The sequence below is a fragment of the Flavobacterium sp. RSP15 genome, assembly GCF_003968755.1.
Lineage (GTDB): Bacteria > Bacteroidota > Bacteroidia > Flavobacteriales > Flavobacteriaceae > Flavobacterium.
Genome location: NZ_RYDL01000013.1, coordinates 52568 through 64858 on the forward strand (window position 1 = coordinate 52568; position 12291 = coordinate 64858).

The following is a 12291-nucleotide window of genomic DNA, read 5'->3' on the forward strand; positions in this document are numbered from 1 at the left end:
TTTAAAATGAAAAATTCATTATTCCTGTACCTTACTATTCTGGCTGTGCTTTCTACTGTTTTTACGTATATGTTTTTGAGTAAACAAGTAGTATTTGAGCAAACTAGATATGAAAAAACCACTAAAAAATTAAGAGACAGTCTGAGTTTGGTTTCGAATCAATTAGTGGATGCCAACTATTTTTCTTTGGAAAAAAATGAGAATGCTCAAAATTATTTTGATACTACAAGCGCTAACAAAACAATTCAATACGAGAAATTGATTCCTTTCGTCACTGAAAAATTATTGGATTTGAACGCCAACCCAAAGGGAAATCCGTATACGGGTCAAGATCAAATTAGCACAAATAAATTTATTATTAACAAAGTAAAAATACTAAACCACAGATGGATTATTGCTGATTATAGTGATGGTGAAATTTGGGGTGAAGTTTTGTTGAAATATTTTGTCAATGATGATGAAAGTATTTCTTTTGAGGTCAATCAATCGTTGTTGTACCAAAAATAATTAAGGTATCGTATTCCGTTTATAAAGTCCTGAATACGGCACAATATTAATTATTCATTCTCTAAAATCCAGTTTTTGAAGTCATAAAAATTCTGTGGAGCAACTCCATGTCCTATAGGATATTCCTTGTAGGTTATATTTATCCCTAAATTTTCTACTATTGCGGGTGTTTTTCTTGCCCATTCAACTGGAATTACTTGATCCACTGTTCCATGTGAAGCAAATATTTTCAGGGTATGAAAATTGTTTTTTAGGTAATTCTCAGCGACAATTTCTAAATTTAAGTACCCGCTCATCGCAACTACTTTCTGAACCTTTTCAGGGTATGAAAGTGCAACTGCATAACTCAATATAGATCCTTGGCTGAAGCCAATCAATGTGACTTTCTCAGCATTTATGGGGTAGGTTTGAATTAATTCATCAATAAATCCGGCAATTAAATCTCTTGAAACTTTGGCTTGTTCGTGATCCGAAAATTTATTTTGATCCGCATCAAAATTGATTGCATACCATGCATATGCACCGTATTGCATGGTATAAGGCGCACGTGCTGAAACAATATAATATTCATCAGAAAGCTCGGTTGCAAATGAAAATAAATCGTCTTCATTGCTACCGTATCCGTGCAATAAAAGTAAAAGTGGATTTTCGTCTAATTTTATTTTAGGTTCTCGTATTTTATATTCTAAAGATAAATTCATGGGATTATGAGATGTTTGATAACCATTTTTGATAATACGTTCCCAATAATGGAACCGGTTTTGTTTCTCCTTTTATAGCACTGGTAATACCGTAAGACCATAAAACAAATACGAAAATCCACATGGGAGCCGAAATCATTAGGCTGTCAAAATTGCTGATGATTAATCCCAGTGATATGAATGTTAAAGTAAGTCCCAGTCCTTGACGGATGTGAAATGAAGCAAATTCATTTTTGTCCTCGGAGTTCATAGACATGGCAATAAATACGCCAATTCCTAAAATATAACTGGTGATTGCGGCCGTCTTTCCTGACTCTGAATTATTATTATTAATAGTATTCATTTTTTTATGCTAAAATTAATTTTCCTTGATTCACAATTCCGTACACTTTACCTCTTAGTTCAGTTCCTAAAAAAGCAGTGTTTTTAGATTTGGATAAAATGGATGATTTTGTAAAAATGCTTTTTGGTTCCGGATTAAATAAGGTAATATTTGCTTTTGAACCTTGATTAATTGATACTGTTTCGATGCCAAAAGTTGTTTTTCCTGAAGTGAGTTTTTCTATTACGGTTTCTAATGGCAAAACAGTCATCAAAGCTCCAAAAGCACTTTCCAGACCAATAGTTCCATTCTTGGCTCCATCAAATTCCATTTTTTTGTGCTCAATATCCATCGGATTATGGTCGGATGTAATCATATCGATCGTTCCGTCTTTTATTCCTTTCAGTAATGCTTTCCTATCGGTTTCAGTTCTAAGCGGTGGAGAAATTTTATAACGGGTGTCAAAACCTTCCAGTTTTTCATCGGTTAAAACTAAATGATGTACTGCCACGCTGCACGTTACATTTAGTCCGTTAGCTTTAGCCTCTTTGATTAATTGAACTGATTTTTTAGTAGAAATGGTTGGAATATGAAGTTTTCCGCCGGTATATTCTAACAGAAATAAATTTCGTGCTATTTGCAATTCTTCGGCAAGATTTGGAATTCCTTTCAAACCCAATCTGGTAGAAACAGCGCCTTCATTAGCCACTCCGTTTCCTTTTATCGTTTCGTCTTGGGAAAAAGCAAGAAGTAATCCATCAAAATCCTGAACGTATTGTAAGGCTATTTTTAGCAAATTAGCATTGTCCAAACTTTTATTATAATCTCCAAAAGCAACTGCTCCCGCTTTTTTCATGTCATACAATTCAGCCATGTCTTTTCCTGCACTTTCTTTGCTCAAAGCGCCGATAGGATACAGTTGAGTTGCAAATCCTTGTGCTTTGTTTAAAACAAAATTCACTTGGGATTGATTGTCAATAATTGGGAAGGAGTTGGGTTGTAATGCGATTGCCGTGAAGCCACTTTTGGCAGCTACAGTAAGTCCGTTTGCTATGGTTTCACGGTCTTCATAACCAGGCTCTCCAAGCGAAACGCTGCTGTCAAACCAGCCTTGGGATACATGTAAATTATCGAGTTGTATTTCGTCTGCTTTATCTGGATTTGGTAGCCATGTTCCAATTTTTTGTATAAAACCATCAACAATTAGAATATCTGCAGTCTTATTATGAAAGGTACTTTTCGAATCGATAATTTTGGCGTCTCTGATGATTAGTTTCATATATAGATACTATTTGTTTTTTTGATTGAATATAAAATTTGCATTGCCTTTTATGGCTAAAGTACAGTCATGCTCGTTTCATATTGACTTTTAAGTGTTTAACTCCGTTATTTACTTTACGAATCGTATAATTGCCATTTCAATTATTAGAAATAACAGTGCAAAGATAACAAACCATTTCCAAATTTGATTATCAGTTCTGTCAGTTTGTAAAGTGTCAAATAACGATGGGATTGATTGGATTGTTTTATAGTCAGAAAGAATAGTTTCATTTGCTGGAGCCAAATCACTTTCGGTTCTATTGTAGTTGAAACTGATGTTTTCAATCCACTCTTTTTTATTGTAAATACTGAAATTTCCTGCTTGTTCCGGATAATTATTGAAAGTCATTTTGACTTTATTATTCAGAATTTGCTGGATAGGAATAAATTGTTCTTCTAAGCCTTTTACCGTTAAAATAGCGTCTTTGTTTAGCGATGCTTCGGTTAAATGCGGGTTATTATTCCCAATTATCAGAGCACTAACGTCGTTGTTTTGATTGTTCATAGCCATCTTATAAAACGTAGGTACAATTAATGGCGATTGCTGAAAATTTGAATTTTTGCTGTTGATAGGAGCAGCAAAAACAGCAACCGCTGAAACTGAATTTGCTATCGATGTCAAGAAAACGCTTTGGTCTTCATAAAACAAAGCAGCAGGATTGGAACTGGATATTATAAAGGATTTTTTTGTCTTTGGATATTGAAAATTAGTCACCTTATTTTCAAAAACGCTATTGAATATAGGATGATTGAAGTTGATTTTGGTAATCAATTTTTCTCTGTTTTCTAAAGAATTAAATGTGAGGTTTCCAAAATTCGAGAAAAAAGAATTCAAATTGGTAATGGAACTTATCGCCGAAGGAATTACAATTAAATTTCCACCTTTCTCCACAAAAGAATTCAAAGTGGTTATCAAAGCTTGCGGAATTTCATCCAATTCATTAAGAATAATGGCGTCTTGTTCTTCCAGTTTATTGTAGTCTAAGCTGTTTAAGATATAATTGTTATAATTGAATTCTTCACTGGTATAAATTCTGGAAAGAAAGTTGCTTTTCGATAGTTCTCCAATGCTGATAATGTTGGTTTTCTTCGTTTTTGAAATACTGAAAAAAAACGTGTTGTCATAAGACAAACCATCGTCAACTATAGAAAAATAACCATGAAAGGATTGTTTAGGAATCGTGAAACTGAGGTTTTTTTTCTTTGTGTCTAAAGTTGTTATAGTTTTAGCAATAAGCTTGTTTTCATTGTATAGAGAAATTGGAATCGGGTTTAAATTCTTGCCATAACTGGATATTTGGACACTAATTTCATAAAAATTTTCTACTGTTTTATGAATGAATACGCTGTCAATAGAAACATTATTTTTTTGTTCTGCTTTTGGAATTATAAACGAAGGAGAATCAGTTGCATCACTTTTTTTTAGTTGTTGTTCATCAAGACCTATTGCATCAGTAATGATAATGATATCCTTTTTAAAAGCGGATTTATGCGCTTTTATTTTTGCCATTATGTTGTCTAATTGGAACGGAGTTGCGCTGTATTTTAGATTTTGCAAAGCATCACGAACCGACTTTATATCTGTGTTCCAATAATTTTCGGAATTGGTAATTAAAGAAAAATTTACATTTTCCGGAGTTTCCTCAAGTAATTCCTGAACCGTTCTTTTTAGCAATTCCCCTTTTTTGCCTTTGGCTTGCATGCTAAAAGAATTGTCCAAAATAATATACAATTCATTGGTGGCATTTTTGCTGTCTTGGGACTCGGAAAAAGGTTGCGAAAATGCGAAAATAAGGCAAGTTAGAAGTAATAAACGACAGGCGAGAAGCAACCATTTTTTGATTTTAGAGCTTTTTCTGGTTTGAATTGAAAGTGCTTTTAAGAACCGAACATTGGTGAAATATTCTTTTTTGAAATGGCGTAATTGAAACAAATGAACCAAAAGTGGAACAATCAACAAGATCAGAAAGTATAAAATTTCGGGATGTTTAAAATGCATTCTGAGGTTGAGTTTACTTTACTGTATTTTGTTTTCAACGGTGTTCATTGAATTTCAGGAGTCAAAAATACAAATTTGTTGACAGTTTTAGATGAAGTTGTTATAATTTTTCAAAGGAATAAACTAGTGACTTTCATTAGGAATATATTGTGTATTTTAGCTTTCTAATAAATTTTAAAAACATGAAAAAGCCGTTTGCGGTTCTTCTATTAATCTTCCTTTTTACAAGTGTTAATGCACAAAAAAACAAATTGAATTTACTAATAGGAACCTATACCCAAAGTTGTGACAGTAAAGGAATTTATGTATATAATTTTGATTCAAACACAGGTGATTTCAGTTTTAAAAATGCGACTGAAAAGGTTTTAAATCCCAGTTATTTAACAGTTTCAAAAAATAATAATTTTGTGTATTCCGTAAACGAAAATGGGACTGAAAGTACGGTGAGTTCTTTTAGTTATAATCCCGCAAGAGGAAAATTAGACTTAATCAACAAGCAAAGCTCCAAGGGTGCGGATCCTTGTTACATAATCAATGACGATAAAAATGTAATTGTTGCTAATTATTCAGGGGGAACTATTTCCGTTTTTGCTAAAAATGACGACGGAAGTCTAGCGGAAGCGAAGCAAGTTATTCAACATTATGGAAAAGGAACTAATACACAAAGACAAGAAGGTCCGCACGTACACATGGTTCATTTTTCTCCAGATAAAAAGTTTGTTTTGTCTAACGATTTAGGGAATGACAAAGTATATTCATACGCTTATAATCCTAATGCTGAACATACTGTTTTAGAATTAAAAGACAGCATCTCAGTAAAATCTGGGAGTGGACCCAGACATTTAACCTTTAGCAATGATGGTAAATTTGTTTATTTATTACAGGAACTGGACGGCACGCTAAAAGTATTTAGTTATTCTAACGGAACGTTGACAAAGATTGATGAAACGACTATTTTAGCTGAAGATTTTAAAGGATCATTTAGTGCTGCGGATATCCATATTTCACCTGACGGGAAGTTTTTATATGCCTCTAATCGCGGTGAAGCAAATAATATCACCATTTTTGAAATTCTAAAAAACGGAAAATTATTATTGAAAGGGCAAACCAGTAGTTTAGGAAAAGGACCTCGAAATTTTACCATTGACTCAACGGGTAATTTTCTTGTGGTAGCAAATCAATATACCAATGATGTAGTGATTTTTAAAAGAAATAAAAAGACTGGATTACTTGCTGATACTGGCAAAAAGATTGTTTTGTGTTCGCCGGTTTGTTTGGTTTTCACAAAGAATTAAACTTAAAAATTCACAAAAAAAGTGTTGAAAAACGAAAATTATTTTTCAACACTTTTTACTATTTATTTTTGTTTTTATCTTTAGACCTCGATCTTCAGAAAAAAATCAGGATTTAGAAACTGAACACTCGAAACTGAACACTGATCTTATTTGTTCTTGTCTTTTCTCTTTTTATCTCTGGTTTTTAGCATATTTCTATTTACAGAACCGTGTGTTTTTTTCTTGGTTACCCCAGGGCCGCCTAAATTGACTTTTTTATTCTTTTTACTTTTCTCTTGAAAAGCGCCATCTCCGTCAAGTTTTTGTTTTTTCATCATAAACTTGATCGGTTGTCTCTCTTTTTCAGGTTCAATTAATTTCGATGAGATTTCAACTGTTTCCGGGAAAGGTTCAATGGCTAATACCATATTCATCAGCACTTCTATCTCTACTTTAAATTCTTCTTCGCGTGGCGCAATAAGACTTATTGCGGTTCCTGTGGCATCTGCACGACCGGTTCGACCAATTCTGTGCATGTATAATTCAGGTAATTCAGGCATTTCGAAATTGATAACGTGGGTGATATTAGAAATATCTAAACCTCTGGCCATGATGTCAGTAGTGATCAAACCTCGTAAATTTCCTTCTTGGAACAAAGCCATAGTACTCAAACGATAATTTTGTGATTTATTCGAGTGAATTACTCCAAACTGACCTTCAAAATCCTCCTCGATTCGTTCGTGAACCATATCAGAAATTTTCTTATTATTGACAAACACCAGCACACGACTCATGTCTTCGTTTTCTTGTAATAAGTGTTTTAAAAGGTTTATTTTGGTATTGAAATTAGGAACCTGATAGGATATTTGTTTGATTTTTTCCAGAGGTGTTCCTGATGCCGAAAGCGTAACTTCTTGAGGATAATCAAAATAATCATTCAAAATCGCATCTACTTCATCCGTCATTGTCGCTGAAAACAGTATATTTTGACGTTTTTTAGGCATCATGGCTAAAATAGAGGTCAATTGGGTACGGAAACCTAAATTCAGCATTTCATCAAACTCATCGATTACCAGTTTTTGCATTTCTTCAAAGCGAATCACATTATCCAGCGTTAAATCCATGATTCTTCCGGGAGTTCCCACTAGTATGTCGCAACCTGCATATACTGCTTTTTTTTGAGTGTTGATATTGACACCTCCAAAGATTCCAATAGTACGAACCGACATGTATTTTGTCAATTTCTCAATTTCTTCCGCAACTTGTACAACAAGTTCACGAGTAGGAACCAGCAGCACTATTTTTGGCGTATGACCGGGAGTAAATTTATATAGTTTCAACAAAGGCAATAGGTAAGCAAATGTTTTACCAGTGCCGGTTTGAGCGATTCCCATCATATCTCTTCCTGACATTATCACAGAAAATGTTTTTTCTTGAATAGGAGTAGGCGTTGTAAACCCTAAATCATCTATCGCTTTTTGTACGGATTTAGGAAGATTGAATTGCTCAAAAGTAGTCATTTGTTTAAATTTTTTGCAAATATAGTCTTTTTGAAAGTAATACTCTAAAAGCGATAAATATCAATATATATTTTATTTTGACGATCCGTTTGTAACAATGCTCAAAGCAGCTTATACTTAGGCTATCAACTTGTTAAATGGGAGCTACGAACCTACTTGAATTTTTCGAGAAATATCCTGATGAAGCCTCGCGTATTGAGGGATTCAAAGCCAAACGGCTTGAAATGGGAATTATATGTAAAAAATGTAAACATACCAAACATTACTTTCGTAAGACAGATTTTAAATTTCAATACAAAAAATGCGGTAGTCATGTCAGTCCACTTGCGGTCAATGCACAACTTTACTACAAAACGTAAAAGTGTAAAACTACTTTTTCAAATTAAAATAAAAAGAATTTTACAACGTAATTTTTTGAAATATTCTTTAAGCCTGCAAAAAAATGGTAGGCAGATGTCCGAAATATTTATCTGTATTTTTTTATATCTTCTGTAAATTACTCGATATTAAATATTTTTAAAGTCTTTATTTAATATTGAAATTTTGTCGGAATATTTCATTTTACAATCAGATTCTTAGCGGATTCATGATCTAATTTCTTAGCTGTTCTAATATTATTACTATCTTCTTTTATGGAGTTTTACCTGTAATGATTAGTTTTCGTTAAGAATGATTATTATCAAGAGTTTTCCAAGTATCGATATCAATTATTGAACCTTTACAGAAATGTTTCTGTCAGTGTACAGTTTATTCCTTATATGTATTTTCCAATATTAAAATAATGGCATTTTTAATCCTCTCCATGCCTTCTGGTGTATTTATATCTATTTCAGAAAAAAGGGTGTCTGTAGATTTCGCGTGCAATACCATGTAATATAAAGTCACCAACCGTATTTAGTGCTATTTCTTGACAGATTCGCCCGAAGTATTTTTAAAAGATATTCCCTGATCTTCGTCTTTTTTGATATGACTTTTGCGGGCTACTTTTACACTTGATTTAAAATTTCTGATGCAGTAATAGAGCAAGGTGTTGTAATTGAAAGTCTTTCCTGATTCTTTTTCAATCCAATCTTTGAGCTCAACATAGCCTTGAAGTCCATTTTGAGGGTCGTTGAGTTTTGCTTCCAACATATTGTGTTCAATAGCATTAAAAGCCGATGGCTTAAAACCTGTTTTTTGATGCTTCATCAAACCCTCAATTCCAGCATTAAGGTATAATGTTCTCCAGTTCTGAACGCTATTAGGGTCAACACCCGCTAATTTAGCTACCTCACGTTTAGAAATCCCTGCTTTTTCGTTTTGCTTCAAAATCAGCAGAACTCTCAAACGTTGCCCAATAAATGGAATGGATTGTTTGAGTAGATTTTTTATTTCTTTTTCGGTTTATTTAATTACCAAAATTTTCGCATGTGCCATAATTACTATTATAATATGGTCCAAATGTAATATAAAAAACAAATTACCAATATTGGTCTATATATTATAATATCGTTTGGCATAATTTAAAAAGCCGATAAATTTTGGATTTATGGGCTTTTGCTTTGGTGCAAATACCAAATTATCCATTCAGTCTGGTAAATTCGAGACCATTTCTAATGGATCACTTCTTTGTAATTTCAAAATAAAAGCGTAGCTAATTTTTTATAAGTTAACAAACAGATTGGATGCCTTAGTTTTACCTTTTTACTTTATTACAAATACATTTTATTTTTAATTTATAAAACGATTCAGCAAACTTAATCACAAAGCTTTTAAAATAGTTTGTTGTACAACCCAATTATAGTCATTATAACAAATTATGTTTAATTCCGTGAACTAATAATTACAGCAAGTCAGGTTTATAAACACATAGAGAATTTAGGAAATTGAACATACATTTTATTAGACGCATTACAACGTATCATTTTTATATAATTTTCTGCGAATCCATTTTTCAACGCTAATAATTATTAGAATTGAAAAAGCTACCATGGCAGATATCCCCCATGCCTCAGCTTTTAAGGGAGAGGAATGAAACCAACGATTCATAAATGGAAAATAAACAAAAGCGGTCTGAACAATCAGTACGGTCGCAATTCCAATATAAATAAATGGATTGGAGAAAAGTCCGATTTTATTGACTGAAAAATTAGGAGATCGGCAATCAATAAGATAAAATACCTGAAATAAAACCATTGCAGTTACAGCCATGGTTTGAGCTTCCGAGATGGCCAATGAGTGTGCAGTTCCCTTAGACAGTTCAATATTATATTCCCAAAGAAACAATCCAATTGTTCCCCCGGCCATTACTAAAGAAACCAGTATCATCCTAAAAATTATCAAGGAACTTAACAATGGTTTATTAGGCTTACGTGGAGAACGATTCATTAATTCAGGCTCCATTGCTTCAAGCGCGAGCGGCAATGAAAGCGCAACGGCAGTAATAAGATTGATCCATAATACCTGAACAGGTTGCATTGGGATAAGTAGAATTCCCGATTCTGAAGGAAAAAACAAAACAGCAATAAAAATAACCAATCCCAATCCTATGCTTGTAGGTAAAAGAAATACAATAGATTTTAAAAGGTTATCAAAGACTCTTCGTCCCTCTTCAACAGCTGCTTTTATACTTTCAAAATTATCATCTGCCAGGATCATATCTGCAGCCTCTTTTGCAACAGCCGTGCCAGTGATACTCATAGCTACGCCAATGTCTGCACGTTTAAGTGCGGGTGCATCATTTACACCATCTCCCGTCATGGCCACCACTTCTCCGTTGGCTTGAAGCGCTTTCACAAGATTTAGTTTGTCTTCGGGCGATACCCTTGCGAAAATATTGGTGTTTTTTACTACCTCCTGAAGCTCTCGTGTGTTCAAATTATGAAGCTCCTTTCCGGTGACCACTCTTTCTGCATTTATAAATCCAAGTTTACTGCCTATTGCTGATGCTGTTGCCGGATGGTCTCCGGTAATCATTTTCACCGTAATACCGGCATTATGACACGAATCTATCGCTTCTTTTACTTCCAATCTTGGCGGGTCGCTCATGGCCTGTATTCCTAAAAAAGTAAATTCGCAAAGATCATCTTCCGAAATGAGTGATAGATGTTCACTATTCAACTGTTTGGAAGCGAAAGCCAATACTCTCATTCCTGTTCCTGCCATTTGTAAAGCCTCCTCACGTATCTGCCCTGTATCAAAGACAATGGATGATTTTTCGCTATTTAATAAAAGTGGAATAACGGATTCCGGTGCTCCTTTGAGGTAAATTATTTTTTCTCCGGAAGGAGACTGATGGAGCGTAGCCATTATTTTTTTTGTAGAATCAAAAGGTAATTCATCTAACCTCGGCCATTTGTTTCTTAATTTGTCTTCATTTATTCCAAACTTTCCAGCTGCAGCGATAAGAGCAATCTCTGTAGGGTCTCCTATTGCTTTCCAATGCCCCTCTTTTTTCTGAAGTGTTGCGTCATTGCAGAGTGCTGCAGCTCTAATAAGTTCTCCAATTTCGTCCTCAGTTCCTTCTCCTTCGGAATCTTTATTTAAAATTTTACCATCAGTATTGATGCCTACTCCTGTAACAATGAATTTTTGATTTCCATTCCAAAGTATCTTTACGGCCATTTCGTTGAGGGTAAGTGTTCCCGTTTTGTCTGAGCAGATTACAGTAGTGCTGCCCAAAGTTTCTACAGCAGCTAAATGCCTGATAATAGCTTGTCTTTTTGCCATCCGCATGATACCGATAGTTGATGCGATAGTAATTACGGCAGGCAGCCCTTCCGGGATCGTTGCTACCGCAAGTGTAATAGCAAAAAATATTGCATCGATGAATGTATAATTACGAAATATTCCTATTAAAAAAACTAAAACACCAACAAGTATGATGGCATAGGTAATTCCTTGTGCAATTTTTTCAAGAGATTTTGTTAGTGGAGATTTGACCGATATAGTAGTTTGAAGAAGAGCGGAAATTTTACCAATCTCGGTTTTAATAGCTGTCAAAACAACAACACCTTCTGCCGTGCCGGAAGTAATCAATGTGCCACTAAAAACCATGTTTTTACGATCAGCAATTTCTGCATCTGCGTCAATGCTATCCGTATTTTTTTCCACAGGCAAGGATTCACCCGTAAGAATAGATTCATTGCACTGCATATTTTTTACGAAAGTAAGCCGCATATCTGCTGACACCTGGTCTCCAGCCTGAAGCAATACATAATCCCCAGGAACGAGATCAGCAGCTGGGATGGTTTTTTGCTTTCCATCTCGCATCACCGTAGCATTTTCAGGCATTAATTGCAGAAGTCCCTGAATGGTTTTTCCTGCCTGATATTCTTGAATAAATCCAATAATAGCATTAATGACTATTACACTAAACACCACTATTCCATCGGTTATTTTACCCATGGCTACAGCAAGAATGGTAGCAGCAAGAAGAACATATATTAGCGGGTTAAGAAATTGCCTTAGCAAAATTTTAAAGGCATTTTCTCTAGTCTGCCGGTCCAGTATATTTGGTCCTGTTGACTTCAGTCGCTTCACCGCATCTACTGTACTTAGACCCTCGGAAGAGGAGTTAAGACGCGCTAATACATTATTACAAGAGGCAGAATGCCATTCATTATTTTGTAAAACGTTATCCATTATCTTTACAATTTATAGTTGTTAA

General features: G+C 34.3%; 9 protein-coding genes and 1 pseudogene. 3 read left to right on the plus strand and 7 right to left on the minus strand.

The window, feature by feature from the left end; translation table 11 throughout:
• The first annotated feature begins 6 nt into the window (after nucleotides 1-6).
• A complete protein-coding gene (locus EKM00_RS12425; RefSeq protein WP_126455455.1) occupies nucleotides 7-507 on the plus strand; it encodes a hypothetical protein in 501 nt (166 codons plus the stop codon).
• 50 nt (nucleotides 508-557) lie between these two features.
• Here the strand turns inward: EKM00_RS12425 and EKM00_RS12430 are convergent, their stop codons facing one another.
• The 4 genes from EKM00_RS12430 to EKM00_RS12445 form a co-directional block, all read right to left on the minus strand.
• Nucleotides 558-1208 carry an alpha/beta hydrolase gene (locus EKM00_RS12430; protein ID WP_126516415.1) on the minus strand — a complete coding sequence of 217 codons (651 nt, stop codon included), beginning with the start codon at nucleotides 1206-1208 and terminating at the stop codon, nucleotides 558-560.
• 4 nt (nucleotides 1209-1212) lie between these two features.
• A complete protein-coding gene (locus EKM00_RS12435; protein ID WP_126455457.1) occupies nucleotides 1213-1551 on the minus strand; it encodes a hypothetical protein in 339 nt (112 codons plus the stop codon).
• 4 nt (nucleotides 1552-1555) lie between these two features.
• Entirely contained in the window at nucleotides 1556-2809 is a 1254-nt protein-coding gene (locus EKM00_RS12440; protein WP_126455459.1) for a dihydroorotase, read from the minus strand.
• A 111-nt stretch (nucleotides 2810-2920) separates the two neighbouring features.
• Complete coding sequence (locus EKM00_RS12445; protein WP_126516416.1) at nucleotides 2921-4849, minus strand: BatA domain-containing protein; 1929 nt, start codon at nucleotides 4847-4849, stop codon at nucleotides 2921-2923.
• 182 nt (nucleotides 4850-5031) lie between these two features.
• On the opposite strand from EKM00_RS12445, the gene EKM00_RS12450 reads away from it, so the two are divergent.
• Nucleotides 5032-6144, plus strand: a complete 1113-nt coding sequence (locus EKM00_RS12450) for a lactonase family protein (RefSeq protein WP_126516417.1) — start codon at nucleotides 5032-5034, stop codon at nucleotides 6142-6144.
• 146 nt (nucleotides 6145-6290) lie between these two features.
• Here EKM00_RS12450 and EKM00_RS12455 read toward each other — a convergent pair whose 3' ends face one another.
• Complete coding sequence (locus EKM00_RS12455; protein WP_126516418.1) at nucleotides 6291-7643, minus strand: DEAD/DEAH box helicase; 1353 nt, start codon at nucleotides 7641-7643, stop codon at nucleotides 6291-6293.
• A gap of 137 nt (nucleotides 7644-7780) precedes the next feature.
• Between EKM00_RS12455 and EKM00_RS12460 the strand changes: the two are divergent.
• Nucleotides 7781-7963 (plus strand): annotated as a pseudogene (locus EKM00_RS12460) (IS1595 family transposase); the annotation flags it as partial.
• A 580-nt stretch (nucleotides 7964-8543) separates the two neighbouring features.
• Here the strand turns inward: EKM00_RS12460 and EKM00_RS12470 are convergent.
• The gene (locus tag EKM00_RS12470) at nucleotides 8544-8969 is read right to left on the minus strand and encodes a helix-turn-helix domain-containing protein (protein ID WP_255416649.1); all 426 of its coding nucleotides are present in this window, start codon (nucleotides 8967-8969) and stop codon (nucleotides 8544-8546) included.
• A gap of 564 nt (nucleotides 8970-9533) precedes the next feature.
• A complete protein-coding gene (locus tag EKM00_RS12475; RefSeq protein ID WP_126516420.1) occupies nucleotides 9534-12266 on the minus strand; it encodes a cation-translocating P-type ATPase in 2733 nt (910 codons plus the stop codon).
• Nucleotides 12267-12291: the final 25 nt, after the last annotated feature.